Source organism: Mesorhizobium sp. L2C084A000 (assembly GCF_000502875.1).
Taxonomy (GTDB): domain Bacteria; phylum Pseudomonadota; class Alphaproteobacteria; order Rhizobiales; family Rhizobiaceae; genus Mesorhizobium.
Window position 1 is genome coordinate 1 of record NZ_AYWX01000031.1, and the last position, 21,916, is coordinate 21,916.

Annotated in this window: 16 protein-coding genes; 9 read left to right on the plus strand and 7 right to left on the minus strand. The window is 64.6% G+C overall.

Features of this window, described 5'->3' with window-relative positions:
• The 5 genes from X735_RS0135485 to X735_RS136440 all read right to left on the minus strand — a co-directional run.
• Window positions 1-337: glycosyltransferase (locus tag X735_RS0135485; RefSeq protein WP_031213971.1), on the minus strand; the 337-nt coding region annotated here is incomplete at its 3' end.
• 4 nt (window positions 338-341) lie between these two features.
• Window positions 342-1,448: a glycosyltransferase family A protein gene (locus X735_RS136460; protein ID WP_023814314.1), complete on the minus strand. Its 1,107-nt coding sequence runs from the start codon at window positions 1,446-1,448 to the stop codon at window positions 342-344.
• Entirely contained in the window at window positions 1,445-2,611 is a 1,167-nt protein-coding gene (locus tag X735_RS136455; RefSeq protein ID WP_031213973.1) for an acyltransferase, read from the minus strand. The genes X735_RS136460 and X735_RS136455 overlap by 4 nt, the downstream gene beginning before the upstream one ends.
• Before the next feature lie 559 nt (window positions 2,612-3,170).
• Window positions 3,171-4,412: an ATP-binding protein gene (locus X735_RS136445; protein WP_023814317.1), complete on the minus strand. Its 1,242-nt coding sequence runs from the start codon at window positions 4,410-4,412 to the stop codon at window positions 3,171-3,173.
• On the minus strand, window positions 4,409-5,137 hold the full coding sequence (locus tag X735_RS136440; RefSeq protein WP_031213974.1) for a response regulator: 729 nt from the start codon (window positions 5,135-5,137) through the stop codon (window positions 4,409-4,411). The genes X735_RS136445 and X735_RS136440 overlap by 4 nt, the downstream gene beginning before the upstream one ends.
• A gap of 210 nt (window positions 5,138-5,347) precedes the next feature.
• Between X735_RS136440 and X735_RS136435 the strand changes: the two genes are divergently transcribed.
• From X735_RS136435 to X735_RS136405, 7 genes are all read left to right on the plus strand, one after another.
• On the plus strand, window positions 5,348-6,067 hold the full coding sequence (locus X735_RS136435; RefSeq protein ID WP_023814319.1) for a hypothetical protein: 720 nt from the start codon (window positions 5,348-5,350) through the stop codon (window positions 6,065-6,067).
• A gap of 140 nt (window positions 6,068-6,207) precedes the next feature.
• The gene (locus tag X735_RS136430) at window positions 6,208-6,435 is read left to right on the plus strand and encodes a hypothetical protein (RefSeq protein WP_023814320.1); all 228 of its coding nucleotides are present in this window, start codon (window positions 6,208-6,210) and stop codon (window positions 6,433-6,435) included.
• Between the two features lie 302 nt (window positions 6,436-6,737).
• Entirely contained in the window at window positions 6,738-7,949 is a 1,212-nt protein-coding gene (locus X735_RS136425) for an efflux RND transporter periplasmic adaptor subunit (protein ID WP_023814322.1), read from the plus strand.
• A gap of 3 nt (window positions 7,950-7,952) precedes the next feature.
• Window positions 7,953-11,096: an efflux RND transporter permease subunit gene (locus X735_RS136420; RefSeq protein ID WP_023814323.1), complete on the plus strand. Its 3,144-nt coding sequence runs from the start codon at window positions 7,953-7,955 to the stop codon at window positions 11,094-11,096.
• Between the two features lie 12 nt (window positions 11,097-11,108).
• Window positions 11,109-12,599, plus strand: coding sequence for an efflux transporter outer membrane subunit (locus X735_RS136415; protein ID WP_023814324.1), 1,491 nt, complete (start codon window positions 11,109-11,111; stop codon window positions 12,597-12,599).
• 158 nt (window positions 12,600-12,757) lie between these two features.
• Window positions 12,758-13,840: a histidine kinase dimerization/phosphoacceptor domain -containing protein gene (locus tag X735_RS136410; RefSeq protein WP_023814325.1), complete on the plus strand. Its 1,083-nt coding sequence runs from the start codon at window positions 12,758-12,760 to the stop codon at window positions 13,838-13,840.
• Between the two features lie 215 nt (window positions 13,841-14,055).
• Entirely contained in the window at window positions 14,056-14,937 is an 882-nt protein-coding gene (locus tag X735_RS136405) for a DMT family transporter (protein WP_031213978.1), read from the plus strand.
• 112 nt (window positions 14,938-15,049) lie between these two features.
• Here the strand turns inward: X735_RS136405 and X735_RS1000000170115 are convergent, their stop codons facing one another.
• A complete protein-coding gene (locus X735_RS1000000170115) occupies window positions 15,050-16,495 on the minus strand; it encodes an autotransporter domain-containing protein (protein WP_245273319.1) in 1,446 nt (481 codons plus the stop codon).
• 2,268 nt (window positions 16,496-18,763) lie between these two features.
• On the opposite strand from X735_RS1000000170115, the gene X735_RS136400 reads away from it, so the two are divergent.
• On the plus strand, window positions 18,764-19,276 hold the full coding sequence (locus tag X735_RS136400) for a hypothetical protein (protein WP_155930641.1): 513 nt from the start codon (window positions 18,764-18,766) through the stop codon (window positions 19,274-19,276).
• Between the two features lie 74 nt (window positions 19,277-19,350).
• Here the strand turns inward: X735_RS136400 and X735_RS01000000166535 are convergent, their stop codons facing one another.
• Window positions 19,351-20,028 carry an AraC family transcriptional regulator gene (locus tag X735_RS01000000166535; protein WP_023814330.1) on the minus strand — a complete coding sequence of 226 codons (678 nt, stop codon included), beginning with the start codon at window positions 20,026-20,028 and terminating at the stop codon, window positions 19,351-19,353.
• 518 nt (window positions 20,029-20,546) lie between these two features.
• Between X735_RS01000000166535 and X735_RS136395 the strand changes: the two genes are divergently transcribed.
• Window positions 20,547-21,689 carry a helix-turn-helix transcriptional regulator gene (locus X735_RS136395; RefSeq protein ID WP_023814332.1) on the plus strand — a complete coding sequence of 381 codons (1,143 nt, stop codon included), beginning with the start codon at window positions 20,547-20,549 and terminating at the stop codon, window positions 21,687-21,689.
• Window positions 21,690-21,916: the final 227 nt, after the last annotated feature.

A 21,916-nucleotide genomic window follows, 5' to 3' on the forward strand; every position in this document is an offset into this window, starting at 1 on the left:
GCCTCAGCCCGGCGTTGCGCGCGGCCGCCAGCCCGGGGCGCGGCTCGCAGACCGGCGTGAACGGAATGTCCGACGCAGCGGCGATGCTGGCCAGGCGTTCGGCCGTGCGGTCGCTCGAACCGTTGTCGACGACCACGAGTTCGGCGGCGAAGCCGGCATGTGCGCGGCACGCGGCTTGCACCGACTTGATACAGGCATCGAGCACGGCGACGCGGTTGCGCGTGCAGATGATGAAGCTGACTTCCGGCGCCGATCGTTCCGGGCGGGGACCGGCCGGGGCAGGGCCAAGCGCCGTCGAACGATCGCGCTGCAGAGGTTGGTTGGCTTTGACGATCATGCCTTTAACTCAACCGATGAGACGCCAGAACCGCCGCGGCGGGCGCGGATTTGAAGAAGTACGCCATGGCATCGGCTTGTCTGGCGGCCGACAGCGAGGCGAGGCTGAGCCAGGGCGCCCAGGCGCCGGGCCGCAGCGCATATTGCTCGCGGCGCCGGATGACGTTCCATTTCGCGGTCCGCGTCAGCAATTCATGCGTCAACGCCGGCTGCTTTTTGTCGGCGACGAGCTGGTAGAGGAAATAGAACAGGTTCAGCGCGCCAGCCTCGAAGCTCGGCCGCGTCGCCGCCGGCAGCGAGCGGATTTCCTCCTCCAGCGCGACGATGAAGCTGGCCGCACGGGCGACCGTGTCGTGGCTGACCGCATCGCCGATGTCGCGCAGGTCCCGCGTGGCCTGCGCCAGGCCCTCGCGCTCGAGGTTCTCGGCCACGATGCGCAAATGCGTCCTGCGCATCTCCTTGACGTGCCGGCTGGTCACGCTTGCCTCATGGACGCGGTAGACGACCAGGTTTTCGGGCATCATGGCTGCCGGGTAGCGGCTGGCCAGCCGCCTGAAAAGATCGAAGTCCTCGGCGTGCCTGTAGGTCTGGTCGTAGTGGAGAACGCCGTCGTCGATGACCTTCCTGTTGTAGACGACCGTCGGGTGCATGAAGATCGTGAAGAACATCGCCAATACAGGGATGCGGCCGAACTGGAACACCGGATCCGGCCTGCCGATGGCGATGCGGCCGCGGATCAACATGTCGACGCCGGCGCCGCAGAAGCCCAGTTCGGGCCGCCGCTCGAACAGCGCCACCTGGCGCGACAGACGCCAGGGATAGGCGACGTCGTCGGCGTCCATCCGCGCGACCAGTTCGCCCCGGGCGACCGCCAGCCCTTCGTTGAGCGTCGCGACAAGGCCGCGGTTTTCGCGCGAGATGATCGAAATGCGGCTGTCGGCCTTTTGGCATCGCTCGAGTATCTCGAGCGAATTGTCGGTCGAGCCGTCATCGATCGCGATTATCTCCAGGCGGCCGTAATCCTGCCGCAGGATGCTTCCCAGCGCGGCGGCGAGATAGGGACCGGCATTGTAGACCGGCAACAGGACGGAGACGAGCGGCGCGGCGGTCATCGTCTCGCATCCGTGCGCTGGAGTTCGAGCGACGGTGTGCGGCCATCGGGCGATCCGCCGGCCGCTGTCGCGAGCCAGCCGCCAGGGCTGCCCTGTGCGGAGCGGGTGCGCGCGACATAAGGGAAGTGGCGCTTGAGGCTGTTGAGCGGCCTCTCGAAAACCACCCAGGAAATCGAGGCCGCGACAATCGTGGCGGCGCTCGCAACCAGGAATCGCCCTGGCCCTTGCTCCGAGACGTTGAGCGGAATCCAGGGCTGCGCCTTGACGGCGAGCGACAGCAATATTGGATGGTAGAGATAGATACCGTAGCTGATGCGGCCGAGGCCAAGCAGCGGCGGCAGTTCGGCAAGCTTGCCAAGGATGCCGCCAAGGCCGCGCGAACAGGCGGCTACGATGACCATCAGTGGCACCAGGGGCAGGACTTCTCGCAGCACCCAGCGGGCCCATTCCAATGTCGGATCGGCGGGCTCTGGGACTAACCACTCAATCGCCAGGAATGCGGCGGCGAAGGCAGGCCAGCCCAGCCGCATCCAGTGCGGCAGGCCGGCGCCCCTAAAATGCCAGCAGGCAAGCAGCGCGCCCGAAGCCAGCGCGTCCATGGATGCCGGCGGCAGCAGGTCGCGCGCCAGCGCCGGCGTGGCAGTGATCGGCCAATAGAAGCGATAGGCCAGCGACAGTGCGATGACGGCGATGCAGATGGCCTCGAAGCGGCGGCGTGGGGCCAGCAGGACGACCAGCGGCCAGGCAAGATAGAACTGCTCCTCGATGCTCAGGCTCCAGAAATGGCCCAGCACCCAAGGGTTCCAGTTATTGTGCTGCGCATACCAGAAGTTCGACAGATAAAGCGCATGCCAGACCAGCGATCCTCTGGATTGATCCAGGTCAACCAGCCAGACGAAACCCAGGACGGCAAAATAGGGCGGGAATATCCGCAACATCCGCCTGATGTAGAAGGAGCGCAGCGCGGGGCCGGTTTCGAATTCGGTGGCCGAACGCGCCTCCAGCAGCAGGCGCGTGATCAGGAAGCCGCTCAGCACGAAAAACAGCCGCACGCCGATATGGCCCCAGAACGAAGGTCCCTCCGCGAAGAAATGGGAATACAACACCATCGTTACGGCGATGGCTCTCAACGCATCAAGTTGGATGTCACGGGCGCTTCCCATCAGCGGCTTCCGCGGCATTGATGTCCGCGACGTATCCGCCAGCCGGTCGTTTCGGGCACCAGGCGGACGAGATCCGCCAGGGCACCGGCACCGTCAAACCTTCGCTTTGCGGGCCCGATCGCGGCGAGTCCGATCGGGCCGGGCTCGAAATCGACGGACGAACAGCACAAGTTGGTCAACGTGCCGGAATCCTCCACAGCGTATGTCCAGTCGCAAACGAACCCCAAAGGAATGGTTCGGCCACCCTATTGTGCGGCGCAACACAAAAAATCTACCGGGATGAAATACTTATGTGAGCAAGCGCTAAAGATTCCTGCTTCGGCTGATTGGGAGGACGTCGTAGGCTGACGCAATAAGATAGGCCTAATCTTTTGTTAAACCAGGCGAAATTTCGGAGTCTGTGTTTTTTGCCGAGTGGATTGGCTCTGGTTACGCCGAGAAATGGGCTGGAACCATTGGCTTTGCGCGGTGCAGCATCGTCGCCGTCTTTTTCTTGCCGTAAGGCTCACTGCTCCCGAGGCAGGCATTCCGTCCAACGGGAACTCGCACGTAACGCTCCTCACACTGCCTCGAACACCACCGTCTGTTCCAGCCCGCCGCCCCGGCGGTTTTGCAGCGTCACGATGCCGCCGTAGCGCTCGATGATTTCCTTGGCGATGGCGAGGCCAAGACCGGCTCCGGGGACGGATTGCAGGCGGCCGGGGTCGACGCGGAAGAAGGGCTCGAACGCCTTGTTCAGGAGTTCCGTGGGTATGCCCGGGCCATGGTCAGATATGGTCAGCACGGCGCGATTGTCGGCTGCGGCCAGGTCGATGCGGCACGCCTTGCCATGGGTGGCGGCGTTGACGATCAGGTTGCGCAAGGCGCGGCGCAGGCCAAACGCGCCGGCCCGCACGCAAACCTTGTCCAGGTGCCCGATCGAGACGGCATGGCCGAGCGATACCATCTCGGCTTCGATATCGCGCACCGTCTTTGCCAGGTCGACCGGTTCGACGGCGTCCTGGTTCACTTCTTCGCGCACCAGGCGGATGGCGCTATCGGCGATGCGGTCGAGTTCGTCGAGGTCGTGAAGCCATTTGTCGCGTTCGTCGTCGAGGAATTCGGCGCGCAGCCGCATGCGCGTCATCGGCGTTCGCAGATCATGGCCGGCGGCGGCGACCAGCCGCATTCGGCTTTCCATGGCGGTCCGCAGCCGCGACGAGAGCTGGTTCAGCGCATGCGCGGTAGCCTTGACCTCGGCCGAGCCCACTTCCGGCACCGCCGCCAGCACGCCGTCCGATCCGATCTTGGAGACGGCGGCCTCCAGCATCTCGAGCGGGCGGATCAGCACCGAGGTGAAATAGACCGACACCGCCGTGGCGCCGGCGACGATCAGCGAGATCCAGCCGGCCAAGACCAGCCATTCGCGCCTTGGCGGCTTGAGATGCGGCACCTCCATGATCGCCCAGCGGCGGTCAGGCAGGTGCATCGATGCGATCTGGCCGGGTTCGTCCGTCTTCTCGTTGACGACCGCCGGAAAGTCGAGGCCACGGCGGTGCAGGATGTCATTGAGCATCGCCGTTTCCGCACGAGCCACCTTGCCGCCCGCCGGATGGTCGGCGAATTGCACCCGCAGGACGTCGGGGATCGGCCCCGGCAAAAGCCGCACCACCAGTTCCATCTGTTGGGCAATCCAGGGCACGGTCAGTTCCGGCGGCGGTCCGCCGCCGCGCACGCTGATGACGGCGGCCGTCGCCAGGCCGACGACGCCGACGATCGAGGCGACCAGCAGCAGGATGAGACGGCGGCGCAGCGAGTTCACGCGTGGCTCTCCACGGTGTCGACGCGCGCGGTGAGTTGGTAGCCGCCATTGCGCACGGTCTTGAACAGCGGCCCGTCGCCGGTGTCGGAAAATTTGCGGCGCAGCCGGCTCACCAGCACATCGACCGAACGCTCCAGCGGGTCGCGCTCGCGGCCTTGCGTCAGGTCGAGAAGCTGGTCGCGCGATAAAAGCCGGCCGGGACGGTCGAGAAACACCTGCAAGAGGTCGAACTCGGCGCCCGTAAGGTCGACGGCCACGCCTTGTGCATCCGTCACCTTGCGGGTGTCCGGCTCCAGCCTGTAGCCGGCGAAGCGGTAGGTACGCGCGCGCGGGGAGGCGGGCGCCTCCTCGGGAGCCGAGCGCCTGAGCACGGCACGGATGCGGGCAATGAGCTCACGCGGGTTGAACGGCTTGCCGAGATAGTCGTCGGCGCCGAGTTCCAGGCCGATGATGCGGTCGACATCTTCTTTCAGCGCCGTCAGCAGGATGACCGGGATATGCGGCTTGCGGTCACGCAAGGCCCGGCAGATATCGAGCCCCGAGCCGTCCGGCAGCATGACGTCGAGCACGATCAGGTCGAACTGGCCCGCGCCCAGCCTCTGTTCGCATTCGCGCCGGTCCGCCGCAGCTGTGACACGAAAGCCCTGGCTGTCGAGATAGCGCTGGAGAAGCGTCCTGATCTCGCGGTCGTCGTCGACGACGAGGATATGGGGTTGTGACTGCATGACCGTGCCCTTGCCTTGGCCGCGATTATAGGGAGAGCCGCATCCAAGCGGCACGGAAAATTGCAACTGAATGTTTCCGGCAGGCCGTGGGAAACATTCAGTTACAAATTGCCCTCTTGCGGAAACCTTCGGCAATACGCCGACGCGAAGCGGACAAATACGCTTCCTATCCTCTCATTTGTCCGAAGCATGAGAGAAAGGAACACCGTCATGCGAAGCAGACTTCTTGCGCTCGGCCTGTTTTCCGTCGCCGCAATTCACCCCGTGCTGGCGACACAGCGCGATCCGGGTGCCGCCCCCGGCGAGCCGCCACCGGTCATGGCCCAGCAGAGTGGGGCAATGCAGGATGGACCCGATCATGGCCCGATGGCCGGACCCGGCCCGCACGGGCCGATGCGGCATGGTCCGCAGGGTTTTGGCCCGCGAGGTTTTGGACCGGAAGGCTTTGGCCCCCGCCGCATGGGTCCGCCGCCGGAATTCATGCTGGCCGCCCGGCTGGCAGCGCTCGAGACCCGCGTCGGCATCCGCTCCGAACAGCTCGACGCCTGGCGCGACTACACCAGCGCGCTGCAGGCCGTGCTGGCGCCGCCACGGCCCGATCATGGGCGGCCCGGTGGTCCTGATGGCTCCGGCAGTCCTGAAGCGAAGGGCTCCGACTCAGCCGGCCCTGACGGCAAGCGCGATCCCTTCGCCTTCCAGGAAAAACTGGCCGACGACGTCACGGCCCGCGCGGTTTCGGCCGGCAAGCTGAAAGACGCGATCGCGGCACTGCGCGCCAAGCTGACGCCCGAACAGCTCGAAATCCTCGCTTCGGCGGAACGTCCCCACGGACCACCCCCCGGTCCCTGGGGCGGTCCGCCGGATGATGCAGCCGGCCCCCGAGGTCTGCCCAACGATGGCAGTCCGCCGCCCCAGCCCGGGAACGGCTGAGAACTCTGACCGGCTGCGCCGGCCGGCCCGGTACCCAACCCGTTCTCGGGCCGGCCGGTCTCTTTCAGGGATGGCGGGCGTATCTTCGCCATCCCTGTTTTTCAAATCATGCCCAGTTCAAATCAAACGGAAGCACGACAATGTGGGAAGCCATGATACTGCTGCGGCTGCTCGCGTCCGCCAGCCCGAGATTGTCACTCGACCATGCCGGACGCGGTCTTCCGCTGTCCGGACGCGGCCTGCCACTGGCTCTGCCGGCCGACACGCTGAAGGGCGCGATCCGCCTGCGCTTCGCCGCCTGGCGACTGTCGCTTCCGCTCTCGCAGTCGCTCGACAACCATGGACATCATGACCGCAAGATCGCGTGAACTCCGGCAAGGCGCTTGGCATGTCCTCGCTGATCGGCATAATGATGTTGGTGGGCATCGCGGCCAGCTACTCGACCTTCGAGCAGCTCCGGCCGACGAGAAGGAGCGCGACATGAGCCGCTTCGAAGCATTGCTCGTCGCCGCCCGCCGACGGGTGCGGCCTATCATCATATGGATCGGCATGCCCTCGACCAAGCGGTCCATTGCCAGCGCGTACGCAACTCCAGGGAAAGATCCAGGCCATGATTTCCAAGTCTAGCCAGCCTCGTTTTTCGGCACGCCGTCTGGCGCCCTGGGCCGCGATGTTCGCCGCCACTCTTCTGCTGGCGTCCTGCTCGCAGGAGGGCAGCGCCCCCGCCGGCATGGGCGCGCCCGGCAAACCGGAAGTCGGTGTCGTCACCTTGCATCCGCAATCGGTGGCGATCACCGCCGAGCTGTCGGGACGCACGGCGGCCTCGCTGGTTGCCGAGGTGCGCCCGCAAGTGAACGGCATCATCCAGCAGCGCCTGTTCAAGGAGGGCAGCGAGGTGGCGGCTGGACAACCGCTCTACCTCATCGATCCGGCGAGCTACAAGGCGTCGTATGACAGCGCGGTCGCCGCACAGCAGAAGGCGCAAGCGGCGGTGCCCACCGCACAGGCCAAGTTCGACCGTTATGCCGGTCTGTTGAAGCAGAACGTTGTTTCCAAACAGGATTATGACGATGCCGCCGCCACGCTGGCACAGGCGCAAGCCGATGTCGCCTCGGCCAAGGCCAGTGCCGAGACCGCGCGCATCAGCCTCGACCGGACCTCGATCACCGCGCCGATCGCCGGGCGCATCGACAAGTCCACGCTGACGCCGGGTGCGCTGGTGACCGCCAACCAGGACACTGTGCTGACGACCATCCGTGCCCTCGATCCCATCAATGTCGACGTCACACAGTCGAGCACCAACCTGCTCAACCTGCGCCAGGCGATCTCGGAAGGGCGGCTGAAGTTCAGCGGCCCCAATGTCAGCGTCAAGCTGAAGCTCGAGAACGGCACCATCTACACACAGACCGGCAAGCTGGAATTCGCCGGCGCCAATGTCGACCAGACCACCGGCACCTTCGCGCTCAGGGCCGAATTCCCCAATCCCGACCGCCTGCTTTTGCCCGGCATGTATGTGCGGGCGCTGGTTGAGGAGGGCGTCGCGCAGAATAGTTTCCTGGTGCCGCAGCGCGCCGTCAGCCGCAACACCAAGGGTGAGGCGACGGCGATGGTCATCAATGCGCAGGGCAAGGTCGAGACGCGCGTGCTCGCAGTGCGCAACAGCGTCGGCAACAACTGGCTGGTGGATTCGGGTGTCGGCGACGGCGACCGCGTCATCGTCGAGGGCATGCAGCTGGTGCGCCCCGGCGGCGACGCGACGGGCGTCGAAGTGACGATCGACGAGACGACAGGCGAGGTCAAGGACCGCGGGCAGGGCACTTCCGCCGCGCCCGCCGCGTCCAACGCTGCCAAACCGGCGCCTGCCGCCGCGACCGGGAACTGAGCGATGTCCGTATTCTTCATCAACCGGCCGATCTTCGCCTGGGTGATCGCCATCGTGATCATGCTGGGCGGGCTCCTGGCGCTCACCTCGCTGCCGATCTCGCAATATCCGCAGATCGCGCCGACGACGGTCAATATCAGCGCCACCTATCCGGGCGCCGACGCGCAGACCGTCGAGAACTCGGTGACCAAGGTCATCGAGCAGGGCATGACCGGCATCGACAATCTCGACTACATGACGGCGACGTCGACCTCGACCGGTTCGGCCTCGATCACGCTGACCTTCACCACGGCTGCCGATCCCGACACCGCCCAGGTGCAGACGCAAAACAAGCTGCAACTGGTGCAGTCGCAGCTGCCGCAGGTGGTGCAGAGCAACGGCATCACCGTCTCCAAATCCTCGACCGGCTTCCTGATGGTCATCGGCTTCGTGTCGACCGACGGCAAGATGAACTCGACCGATCTCGCCGACTATGTCGATGCCACCGTCAACGACACGCTGAAGCGCGTCGAGGGTGTCGGCTCGACGCAGCTGTTCGGCTCCGGCTATGCCATGCGCATCTGGCTCGACCCCGACAAGCTCGCCAAATACGCCTTGATGCCGAGCGACGTGGCCTCGGCGATCGAGGCGCAGAACACGCAGGTTTCGGCCGGCCAGCTCGGCGGCCTGCCGGCGCGCAAGGGCCAGCAGCTCAATGCCACCGTGACGGCCAAGAGCCGGCTGCAGACCGCCGAACAGTTCCGCAACATCATCCTGAAGAGCCAGACGGACGGCTCGCTGGTACGCCTCAACGACGTCGCCACCGTCGAACTCGGCGCCGAAAGCTATACGACGCAGGCCAATTACAACGGCAAGCCGGCGGCGGGCGTCGCCGTCAATTTGGCGACCGGCGCCAATGCCATCAACACCGCCGAGGCGGTGCGCTCGACGATCGCCCGGCTGAGCTCGACCTTCCCGCAAGGCGTCGAGGTCGTCTATCCCTACGACACTTCGCCTTTCGTGCGGCTGTCGATCGAGGAGGTGGTCAAGACGCTGGCCGAAGCGATCGTGCTGGTGTTCCTGGTGATGTTCATTTTCCTGCAGAATTTGCGCGCCACCATCATCCCGACGATTGCCGTGCCGGTGGTGCTGCTCGGCACGTTCGGCGTGCTGTCGCTGTTCGGCTATTCCGTCAACACGCTGACCATGTTCGCCATGGTGCTGGCGATCGGCCTGCTGGTCGACGACGCCATCGTCGTGGTCGAGAATGTCGAACGCGTGATGCAGGAAGAGGGCCTGCCGCCGAAAGAGGCGACGCGCAAGTCGATGCACGAAATCACCGGCGCGCTGATCGGCATCGCCACCGTGCTTTCGGCCGTGTTCGTGCCGATGGCTTTCTTCGGCGGTTCGACCGGCATCATCTACCGGCAATTCTCGGTGACCATCGTCTCGGCGATGGTGCTGTCCGTGCTGGTCGCACTGGTGCTGACGCCCGCACTTTGCGCCACGATCCTGCGGCCGCCCAAGAACCATGCGACGCAGACCGGTCCGTTCGGCTGGTTCAACCGGGTCTTCGATCGCGGCACGCTTGCCTATCGCGACGGCTCGCACGGCATCATCAACCGGTCCTGGCGTTTCCTCGTCGTGTTCCTGGCCATCGTCGTTGCCGTGGGCTGGATGTTTGCCCGGCTGCCGAGTTCGTTCCTGCCGGAAGAGGACCAGGGCATCCTGATCACCAGCGTGCAGCTGCCGGTCGGCGCGACGCATGATCGCACGGAGCGCGTGCTGGCAGAGGTGACCAACCATTATCTCAACCAGGAGAAGGACGTCGTCGACGGGGTGTTCACCGCCTCCGGCTTCGGCTTCGGCGGCGCAGGGCAGAATGTCGGCATCGCTTTCGTGCGGCTGAAGGATTTCGACCTGCGCAAATCGCCGGCTTCCGCCGCGCAGGCAATCGCCGGCCGGGCGATGGGCGCGTTTTCGAAGATCAGGGATGCTCAGGTCTTTGCGCTTGCGCCTCCCGCCATCCAGGGGTTCGGCAACACCAACGGCTTCGACTTCTACCTGCAGGACGTCAACGGCGCGGGCCATGACGCGCTGATCCAGACGCGCAACCAGCTTCTGGCCCTGGCCGGGCAGAGCAAGCTGCTCGCCAACACAAGGCCCAACGGCCAGGAAGACCAGCCGCAATTCTCGGTCGACATCGACCAGGAAAAAGCCAGCGCGCTGGGCGTCAGCTTGGCCGACATCAACAACACGCTTTCGACCGCCTGGGGCAGCGACTACGTCAACGACTTCATCGATCGCGGGCGGGTGAAACCGGTCTATCTGCAGTCGGACCCGAACTTCCGCATGCAGCCGGAAGATTTGGACAAATGGCAGGTCCGCAATGCCAGCGGCGCGATGGTGCCGTTCTCGGCCTTTGCCTCCAGCCATTGGACATTCGGTTCGCCCAGGCTGGAGCGCTACAATGGTTCGGCGGCGGTCGAGATCCAGGGCGCGGCGGCGACAGGCGTCAGCTCGGGTGCCGCCATGGACGAGATCGACAAGCTTGTCGCGCAACTGCCCGCCGGCTATTCCCACGAATGGACAGGGCTGTCGCACCAGGAGAAGCTTTCCGGCAACCAGGCACTGTCGCTCTATGCGATCTCGGCCCTTGTGGTGTTCCTTTGCCTGGCAGCACTTTATGAGAGCTGGTCGATCCCGTTCGCGGTCATGCTGTCGGTGCCGATCGGCATCTTCGGCGCGCTGCTGGCGGCAAGCCTGTTCGGCCAGTCCAACGACGTCTATTTCAAGGTCGGCCTGCTGACCACGATCGGTCTCGCCGCCAAGAACGCCATCCTCATCGTCGAGTTCGCCATCGAGCGGCAGACCGCCGGGATGGGGCTGGTCGAAGCGACGCTGGAGGCGGCGCGACAACGGCTGCGACCGATCCTGATGACGTCTCTGGCCTTCATCCTCGGCGTGCTGCCGCTGGCGATTGCCAGCGGCGCGGGCTCAGGCGCGCAGAACTCCGTCGGCATCGGCGTGATGGGCGGCATGATCGCGGCGACGGTCATTGGCGTGTTCCTGGTGCCGCTGTTGTTCGTCACCGTGCGGCGCATCTTCAAGGGCAGGGCGGCCAAACCAGATACGGGCGAGACGCCGGTGACGGTCAACCAGCAATAAGGAAAACTTCACATGACAGGCTTGGAACGTGGCTCGGTGGCCGCGAGGCGGCTCCTTGCGTCTATGCTTACCGCTGTCCTGCTCGCGGGATGCGTCGTCGGTCCGGATTATCAGACGCCGATATTGGCGATGCCTGCAAGCTGGAGCGGCCAGAAGCCGACAAAGCCTGCCCAGCCGGCGCAACTGTCGAAATGGTGGCAGCGGCTGCGCGATCCCGAGTTGAACACGCTTGTCGAGGAAGCGGTTGCCGGCAATCTCGATGTCGCCACCGCCAAGGCCAGGATCCGCGAGGCGCGCGCCAGCTATCGCCAGAGTGCAGGCACGTTGCTGCCGTCGGCCGAGGGCTCCGGCTCGGTCTCCCGCAACAAGTCGTCAGAAGCCACGTCTGGCTCTGATGCCACCTACAGCGAGTATCAGGCCGGCTTTGACGCCAGCTGGGAACTCGACCTGTTCGGCGCCAACCGCAGGGGCGTCGAGGCCGCGCGTTACGGGCTGGACGCCTCGCAGGAGGAACTGCGCTCGACGCTTCTCACTCTGGTCGGCGATGTCGCTTCCTATTATACCCAGGCGCGCGGCTACCAGGCCCGCATCGCGCTCGCCCGGCGCTCGGCCGCGTCGCAAAGGCAGACCGCCGAACTTACCCGCACCATGGCGCAGGCGGGCACGGCGACCGCCGCCGATGTCGCCAAGGCGATGGGGCAGGCAGCGAGCACCGAAGCCGCGGTGCCGACGCTGGAGGCAAGCTATGCCCAGGCCGTGCATCGTCTCGCGGTGCTGGCCGGCCGGCCGCCTGCCTCGCTCAGCGAGCGGCTGAAGCGGGTCGCCCCGATCCCTGCACCACGCCTGCCGATGCCCACCGGAATTCCCGCCGACCTCCTGCTTTCGCGGCCCGATTTGCGCATGGCGGAGCGCCAATATGCGCAATACACCGCCAAGATCGGCCAGGCAGAGGCCGCCCGCTATCCCTCGGTCAGCCTGACGGGAGACATCAGCACGGCGGCGCTGAAGCTTGGCGATCTCGGCAAGAATTCGTCGATTGGCTGGTCGTTCGGGCCGACGCTCAGCGTGCCGGTGTTCAATGCCGGCCAATTGCAGGCCGCCGTCGAGGTCGCCAAGGCGCAGCGCGATCAATATTTCATCGCATATCGGTCTTCGGTGCTGACGGCGCTCGAGGATGTCGAGAATGCGCTGGTGCTGTTGTCGCAGGAGCGCATCCGGATCGGCAAGCTCGCCTCGTCGGCGAGGTCCTATGGCGAGGCGGCAAGTCTCGAAGGCACGCTCTACAAGGCCGGCGAGACAAGCCTTCTCGATGTGCTCGACGCCCAGCGCTCTCTCTACTCGGCCGAGGACTCGCTGCTGCAAAGCCGCGTCCTGCTGGCGACCAACTACATCGCCCTCAACAAGGCGTTCGGCGGCGGTTGGGACGGCGCGGTGGACAGTGCCAAGCCTGAGATCGTCGACGTCAGGACCGCGCCAAGGCTGGCGTCGAAGCCGGCCTCCTGAGCGGGCCTCGGTCAAGTATTTCGACGCGGCTACGCAGATTTCGAGATTGTGCGACACACCGCTCGTGGCGGCGCGTGAAATGCCGGCTCGTGCTTTGGCGATGGCGGGGAGATCGCATCGCTGTTATTGATGGTGATCACACAGCACAGGCGTCGCAGATGACATCCGATACACAGAAGGCCGAAGCGGTCGGGCAGCTGCTCGAAACGCCGGACCTTGCCAGCGCGCTGGAAAGCGAACAGTTCAAGAAGTTCCTCGACCAGGTGCCGATCGCCATTGCCGTCTCCGACCTCGGTGCGAAGGAGCGTGTCGTCTATGCCAATCCGGAATTCGAGAAACTGTCCGGCCTCAAGGCGGCGACGCTCGCTCGGCAACACTGGGCGGCGCTTTCCGGCACCGGCCTGCACAAGCAGAAGGGCCGGCCGCTGTTCGAGGCCGTGGTCGAGGACACCGATTTCATCGGCACGTTCCGGCTGGAGCGGAAGGAAGACCAACAGGCGATCGTCGACGTCTATTCCAATGTCATCGAGGACGACAATGGCAAGGCCTGCTTCCGGCTGGTGGCGCTGGTCGACGTCTCTGCCCATGGCGAAACCGAAGATGCGCGATCGATCGATGAGCGCATCCGCGAGAAGGACACGCTGCTGCGCGAACTGCAGCACCGGGTGAAGAACAATCTGCAGATGATCACCGCACTGATCCGGATGGAGACGCGAAACGCGGCCGAGCCGGACCAGAAGCGTTTCGAGAGGCTGGCAGGGCGCGTCGACGCGCTGGCGATCCTCTACCAGACGCTGTCGGGGGACGATGGCAAGGATGAGGTCGATCTCGGCGTCTATCTCAGCCAGATCGCGTCGGCGGTGATGAACTCGCATGCGGTCGAGGGCATCCGCCTCGACATGAAGGTCGACACCTATCCGGTGTCGATCAATGTCGCCATGCCGACCGGACTGGTGGTGAACGAACTTTTGACCAATGCGCTCAAACATGCCTTCCAGGGGCGAGACGGCGGCACGATCACGCTGCACAGCATCGTCGACGGTGATGGCTGCCGCATCGTGATCGCCGATGACGGCATCGGCCTGCCGGACGGCGAGACCTGGCCCAAGAGCGGCAAGCTCGGCGCGCTGATCGCCCGCTCGCTAACCGAGAATGCCAGGGCGGAGTTCGACGTGAAGTCGAGCGCTGCCGAGGGTACGCGGGTCACCATCGTCTTCAAGCGCTCGGCTGCCACCGCCTAAAGCGTTGTCGTTGCGCTCTCACACCTACAGGATCATCTCCAGCTATTCCTTGTCCGCCGCGGCAATGAACGCTTCGCGGCCCGGGAGGCTCATAGCGTGCCTGCAGTCCTTGCCCCAGCAGCCAGTTGCGGCTGCCTCACGACAGGTCGGCCGGTTCGCCCTATCTCCATGCCGCCGGTCGGGTTTGGACCCGGCGGTATGGAGGATGGGATCACGTGACATCGACGCCGATTGCCAGTCGCGAAGCAGCGCCCTTGCCGGTCGCGGCACTGATGGGCGCCATGGTGTCGATCCAGATCGGCGCCACCTTCGCCAAGGGCCTGTTCCCGCAGATCGGCGCGCAAGGCACGACGACGCTCAGGCTGGTCATCGGTGCGCTGATGCTGATCGCGGTGCTGCGGCCCTGGCAGATGCGGCCCTCGCGTGCCACCATGCCGTGGCTGGTCGCCTATGGGGTGACGCTCGCCGCGCTCAATCTCCTGTTCTACGCAGCGCTGGCCAGGATTCCGCTCGGCATCGCGGTGGCGCTGGAGTTTACCGGCCCGCTTCTGGTGGCGACCTTGAGCTCGCGGCGCGCCAGCGACTTTGCCTGGATCGCGCTGGCGGTGGCCGGCATCCTGCTGTTGTCGCCCTTCGTTCATTCCCTCGCGCCGCTTGATCCGATCGGGGTGATGCTGGCGCTGGCGGCCGGCGGGTTTTGGGCGCTCTACATCGTGCTGGCCCAGAAGGCCGGCGCGGAGCTTGGCACTCGCACCACCGCCTACGGCATGGCGATCGCCGCCGTGCTGGTGCTGCCCTTCGGCGTGGCACAGGCGGGAACCGCGCTGCTGGCGCCGTCGATCCTGGTCAGCGCGCTGCTGGTCGGCCTGTTTTCCAGCGCGTTGCCATTCTTCCTTGAGATGGTGGCGCTGACCCGCATGCCGGCGCGCATCTACGGCACGCTGACCTGCCTGGAGCCGGGGCTGGGCGCACTGGCCGGCTTCCTGTTCCTGCATGAAAGCCTGACCGCAACGCAACTGGCCGGGATCGCAGCCGTCGTTGTCGCCGCCTTCGGCACGGCGCTGACATCACGGCCGCCGGTTCCATCGCCGGAGTAGGGTGGGGCGGAGTAGGGTGGGAGGGATATGCGGAATCGTGCCGTAAAGCCGGTCCCGTCGCCGACCGCCGTTCGGGCGTTGCCTTTGTCCGGCCGGCGCGCTTCGTTGCTGTTCAGAACTTGATGCCGAGATCGACCTTGGCGCCCTGATCGACCGTGCCGCCACCGAACTGGCCGGAATAGGACACACCGAGCGTCGCGTTGGCCGACATGTTGAAGTCGAGACCGGCCTCGATGACGGCGCTGTCCCTGGCGATCGGCACGCCGGCGATGCTGAATTGATCGCCGCCGGCGAAGGCGAAGCTGGAGGTCGGCGTGACGTCGCCGAACGCGTGGCGCCAGCCGAGCATGCCGCGCGCCGTGGCGTTCATGCCGCCGAGCGCGAAATCGGTCGAACCGCGCAGGCCCAGCGTGGTGAAGGTCGCATCATCGTTCGAGCCGGCGCTGGTCAGTGCCGCATCGCCACCGTCTTCGGTGAAGCCATCGGTATGGACGCTGACATAGGCCAGATTGGCGAAGGGCTCGAACTTGAATTGTCCGGCATCGGCCCGGTAGGCGAGTTCGCCGAACATTTGCGCGGTGCCGGCATCATAGTCGGCCGACAACCCATCCGTGAAGCCGTTGAAAGCAACCGAGCGTTTGGTCGAAAGGCTGCTCCAGCTGTAGGCAGCACCGGTACGGAAAGCGATGGCGCCCCAGTTGGTGCCACCATTGAGGCCGAGATGATAGCTGTCGCTCTTGCCCGAAGAGTTGCGATCGTCGGCGTCGAAGCTCGAATGGCTGTAGCCGCCGAGCAGGCCGACGCGCCAGCCGCCCACCAGCGTGTCGGCGCCGGCCAGCAGGCCGCCGGTCGAACGATCGAAGGCGGCGGCGTTGCCGTCGCTGTCGGTATTGCCCCACGACCCAAAGGCCTGGCCCCAGACGGCGAAATGGTCGGTGTCGGCCGCGACCATTTCGGGGCCACCTTCGCCATAAGCCATGACCGGCAATGCGGCCGCGCCAACATCGCCGAAAGCGGACATGATACGATTGGTGACTGCGTCGCGAACGAAGCGGCTGTCCTCGACCAGCATGCCCTTGGCCGAGGCGTGGATTTCGCCAGACAGCTGGTCGAAAGCAGCGCGTGCAGAAGCTGCTGTCGGCAGCGCCAGAAGGGCGTCATGGATAGGATTGCCGGCCTCAAGGCTTTCAGCGCCGCCGCCGGTGGCGATTTGGTTGGGTGTCAGCCCGATATCGGTGAAGCCGTACACCAGCACATCGAGATAGGCATTGTTCAAGTCATAGGCATCCGTCACCGACAGGAACGCGGTGCTGGTGATCCCCGTCACAGAGGCGAACTCGCCGGTGAGTCCCAGATCGGCGGTCAGCACGGTGTAGCGGCCGGCGGTGATGCCTTGCGCCGTCACCGCCAGGGTCGAGCCGGTGATGGTGGCAGTGCCGGTGGTGTGAAGGAGATCCGACTGAAGTGCGGCGTTGATGTCGACGGCGTAGGTCGAACCGGCCGCCAGAGCCACAGTGGCGGCAAGCTCCGTGCGGTCGCCGGCGCCGCCATCCTGCATGGTGAGACGTCCGGCATTGGACAGCAACTCGAGCCCGCTGAAGGTGGTGGTCTCCTGCGTTGCGCCATTGCTGGCGGTTCTGAGAGAGGCTGCGGCTGTATTCGTCACGGTGTCGATGCCGGCGCCGAACAGGCTGGTGCCGCCGGTTGTCCAGGTAGCGTGGTTGGTCAGGAGGTCGGCATAACCGCCAAGCTCCACCCGGCCGGTCAGTGCACCGCCATTGAGAATTGTCGTGGCACCATCAGAGGTAGTGATGGCCAGCGCCGCGGCCGTCAGGGCGGTGTTGTGCGTCGCGCCGGAAAGGGTGATGCCGATCGCATTGCCGCTGTTCGATTGCGCCGAAATCGCGGCGATATCGCCTTCGACCGTGCCGTTGGTGATGATGCCGATCGCGCCCGTGCCGTTGTTGAGGGTGCGGATGCCGGTGGTCCCCCGAGACATCGCCCGCGGTCACGTTGACCGCACCCGAGCCCGCTGCCTTGGTCTGCCGGGCGATGATGGCCGTGTTGCCGGTGGACGCCACGTCGCCCGCCGTTATGGTGACGGCGGCGCCGGCCGACTGCGCATAGATGCCGTTCCCGCTGGTCGCGGTGACCGGACCGACCGTGGTCACCGTGGTCGAGCCCGATCCGAAGTTCTCGGCGTCGATGCCGAACCGGGCGTCGATGGAGCCGTTGGCGGTCACGTCGATGTTGCCGGTCCCCGAAGCGTTGAGGATCGCGGCCACCATGCCGGCATTGCCCGCCTGGAGGTTGCCGTTGGCGACCTCCGTGATATCGGCGGTCGTCGACTGGGTCTGGACGTCGATGGCGTCCTTGCCCGCGGTGAGTGCGGTCACCGCGCCCGTGGTGACGCTGATGTCGCCGCCGGCCGCCGTATCGCGCACGACGAAGCCTTCGCCGCCGGTGGAGCTGCTCGCGCCGGAGATGTCGACCGTGACCGTGCCCGAGCCGTTGTTCTGGATGGTCGCAGCGTTGCCGGTCCCGCCGACGAACCCGCCGGCGCCGGTGACGCTGATGTCGCCCGCACCGCCGGTGCCGCCGGTCAGCGACAGGCCGATCGTGGCGCCGGTCACCGTGTCGGCGACGCTCACGCTCACCGCGCCGTTGCCGGTCGCCTTGATGCCCTCGGCAAGTGTGCCGGTCACCGTGCCATTGGCGGTGATGCCGATCGCGCCGGTGCCGTAGTTGGTTGCCTCGATGCCGGTCGTCCCCGAGACATCGCCCGCGGTCACGTTGACCGCACCCGAGCCCGCTGCCTTGGTCTGCCGGGCGATGATGGNGCCGTTGGCGACCTCCGTGATATCGGCGGTCGTCGACTGGGTCTGGACGTCGATGGCATCCTTGCCCGCGGTCAGTGCGGTGACAGCGCCCGTGGTCACCGAAATGCCGGTGCTGGTCGCGACGTCGCGGACAGTAATACCTTCGCCTGCCGCCGAAAAGATATTGCCGGAGACGTTAATGTCTATCGAGCCGACACCGCCGGTCTGCGTCGCATCGAACGCGTTGCCGGCGCCATGGTTGATGATGTTTCCACCCGTGTAGGTGATGGCGCCGCCAGCCGCCGAGACCGACAGGGCCGCCGTGCCGCCCGCGGTCGGCGTGTTGCCGGCATCGACGCTGATCGTGCCATTGTTGGTGACGGTGACGCCGCCGGTGTCGGCGTTGGAAACCGCAAGGCCATAACCGCTCACCGTCGTTCCCGGATCGACGGTGACGATGACTGGTGTGGGCAACAAGTTCTGATAGTTGCGGTCGTTGGGTGCGTCAGCGGGAAATGTCGTGTCGGTGGTGGAGGTCGTGTCGCATTGGACAGTGACGGCACCGACGAGACAATCCGCCCAGGCTTGGCCGGACGCCAGCAGACTCACGCCCGCGGCCGCAGCAATCCCGATGGCGGATCGCAGCGCAAGCTGGCTCGCCTGTGAACGCAGGTTGCTCTGTCGGGCTGAATTCGAGGGGGTCTGGCTTAGGTCCGAAGGCCTAAGACCGGCGGAATCTTGAACACGCCCCATGATTTGCCCCTCGCAGCCAATTCATGCGACCCCGGATCAGTCCGGGGCTGACTTGCCTGATAGAAATCTCTAATGTGATGCTTGGAGTTATGTCAACTGAGTACCTGAGAAAATACCAAATACAAAACGTTCCATTCCAAACTCTTCTTCGAGGAACAACTAGCAACGCTATCGTGCAGACGTCACTGTGAGCTTCTCAAATTTCGATTTCGAATCGCTGAACGTCGTACGGGAGTGGTTCAGTTGCGAGGGCGGTGTTTTATTTCTGGAATCAACCGGCCAAATCTAAAAAACTTAAGTCAACCCTTGTCCAGGGCGGCACTGAAGTTGTCACCTGGCGCACAAGTATTTCCGGCTCTGGACAGATCGTGATCTGGTCCAATACGGTGCGTGTCGAAATGAAGACTGCGATTCTGGAAAAGGCCGGTCGTCCCTTGCAAAAGAACGTCTTCTCATCGGCGGATTTGCCGTCGCATCTGGATTATCGCGCGCGCTTCGCGCTTGGCAGGACATTCGCCGGCGATGGTGAAGAGATCGCCGCCGGCAAAAGCGAACGTCGAGGTCGGCGTGACATCACCGAAGGCATGGCGTCAGCCGAGCATGCCGCGCGCCGTCGCCTTGATTCGCCGAGGCCCAAATCGGTGGAAGCACGCAGGCTGAGCGTGATGAAGGTGGCGTCGGTGGTTGAATTCGCGCTGGTCAGCGCCGCAGATCCGCCCGTTTCGCTGAAGCCGTCGATCGGCCATCGCATTCGGAGGCGCCATTGATCGCCGCCGGATCTCGGCTTTTGACGGAGAGGTAATCGGAATCGAGTCGTGTGTAGGTTTCCGGGTCTCCGGTTCTATCTGGCGCTCGTCGGCGTGTAGCCGAAGCGGCGGCGAAAGCAGCGATTGAAGTACGACACATCGCTGAAGCCACTGGTCATGGCAATTTCGCTGACGCGCATCTCGCCATTCTGTCTCTGCGAAAGCATTTTGTGGGCCGTCTGCAGGCGCAGTTCGAGAACGCGCTCGGAGAAGCTGATACCCGACTTCTGCAAAAGATTGTGAACATAGCGCGCCGACAGGCCGAGTTCCTGTGCGACGCCTTGCGCCGAGATGCCGGGCTTGGCGAAATTGTCCGCGATCTTCACCAGGACCGCTTGCAACCTGGCTGCCCGCAGACCGCGCAAGCCGGCCAGTTCGGCAACCTCACCCTTGGCACCTGTCACCAGACCGATCAGATCGACGATCGTTTCCGTCGCGTGCGCAATAAGATCGGGCGAGATGAGAGGGCGGCCGGTTTCAAGAAGTTGGCAATAACGCTTGAGAAGATCGAGAGCTTCGTTCTCGGCGCCGATCTTCAACGCCAGCCTGTCGTCGATCTGCGGGAAGGCCCGTGCGAGGACGCTGCGCGGGACCACCACGTTTGTCCACACATTGCTGTCGGCGCCGGCCATTTTCAGCGCTTCCGATGCTGTGACCAGCACCGCTTCTCCCTGCCCGACATCATAGTCGCGGCCGGCCTGGACGCCGGTCAACAGTGTGTCGGATTTGTTGATCAGCAGGAGATAACCGCCGTTGCCGTCATCGGCGATATTGCTCGCGTTCCTCGTCGCAGCTTGATCGTTCCGGACATCTGGCCAAGAACCAGTGATCCGACAGCTGTGGCTTCGATCGCAGTTTCGAAAGGCAGGTTGTCCGACATGCCGTATTCGACCGACCATATCTGCGCGACATGGATGTCTTGCCAGAGGGAAAATCGATCGCGATCATTGAGATGCGACGGCAGTTGAGCCGATGAAAACACCGTCTTTCGTGACAATGGAACACCCCGATACCCACAGCTTCAGAGAATATCGAAACGAAATGTTTCCTGATCCTGGAACATTGATCGTTTGGCGTTCAACTGATCGAATTAGATATATAATCCAGCATGATCACGCATGGCGTCACCCGAAAGTATGACGCGGCAAATCCTCCGAGGTGAGATTGCCTCTTTTACAACGAACGGCGGCCCGCCCATCCGGGGAGGTGGGCACGTCAGGAAACTGGGGGCGTGGTGGAGAGACTGAGCAGCGAGGTCCTTTCGTCGATCATCGGCGATATCTACGATTGCGTTTTGAATCCGGAAGGCTGGGCCGGGGTAATGATCCGGATCACGGAGGCTGTAGACGCAGCCTATACCACCGTCGCGCTTGCCAGTACTGCCGGCAATCATGGCCGCTTCGCGGCCCAATCGCCCTGGGATCCCGTGCAAATGCGCGTGCTCCAGGAGGACTATGACTTTGACGCAATTCCCGGACTGAAGGCCGCGGTTGTCGGCGACATCGACACACCCGTTGCGACGCTGTCGCATATGAGCGAAGCCGAACTCCAGCAGACGCCATTTTTCCAGAATTGGGCCAAACCGCAGGGATTGCGCGAAGCCTGCATCACCAAATTCGTCCATACGCCGGACCGGATCGGGCTCATGGGCTGCACTACGCGGGCCGACAGGGGAATCATATCAGCTGAAGAACAGCGCTTCCTGGCATTGCTCTCGCCGCACCTGCGCCGTGCGTCGCTGATTGGAGATCTGCTCGATCAGGCCCGCGTTACCGCCGACCTTTACCGCCAGGCGCTCGATCATCTCGCCGTGCCTGTCGTGCTTACCGGCGCCAACGGAGCAATCCTCCATGCGAATGGGGCTGCCGAACGGATGTTTTCGCTGCAAGGGCCCATTTTTTCCAGGAACGGTCTGCTCCAGGTGCAGAATTCGGCGGTGGCCCGCGCCCTGCTGGATGCAATCGCCAGTGCCGCGAGCGCGGATGCCTCGCTTGGCTCCCGCGGTATAGGCCTGCCCATTTCGGCCCCAGGTCAGCCGCCCGCCGTCGCCTATATATTGCCGTTGACCGAAGGAACCGCTCGCGCTGCTTTCCGGCCCGCATGTGCCGCCGTCTTCGTTTCGACCACGACGTCTTCTTCTCCACTCCCGGAAGCCGTTCTCGCCACTCTGTTCGACCTTACGCCCGCGGAGGCGCGGGTCCTGCTGCGCATCGGCAGCGGATTGTCCGCGTCCAAGAGCGCGCTGGCGCTCGGTGTCGGCGAAAACACTTTGAAGACCCACCTCAACCGCATCTTCGCCAAAACCGGCACGAGACGCCAAGCCGATCTCGTCAAACTCGTTTCGGACATAGGCACGCCGCTGGCAGCTCAGTGAAGGGCGCCGATCGCCGGGGACCCAACATCCTCGTCGACGCGCACCTCGATGAACGCGCGCCAGCCGTAGCGGGAATGGTTGCCGTCAGGCTCCGCGCTGGGCAGTGCCAGCTGGTGTCATTCGACTGAGGCTGAATGGCCACACCGGCCGAAAAAGCGTGGCATTGCATTTCAGGACAATTCGCGTGCGGCCCAGCCCAAGACACGTCCGACGGACAATGCGACATC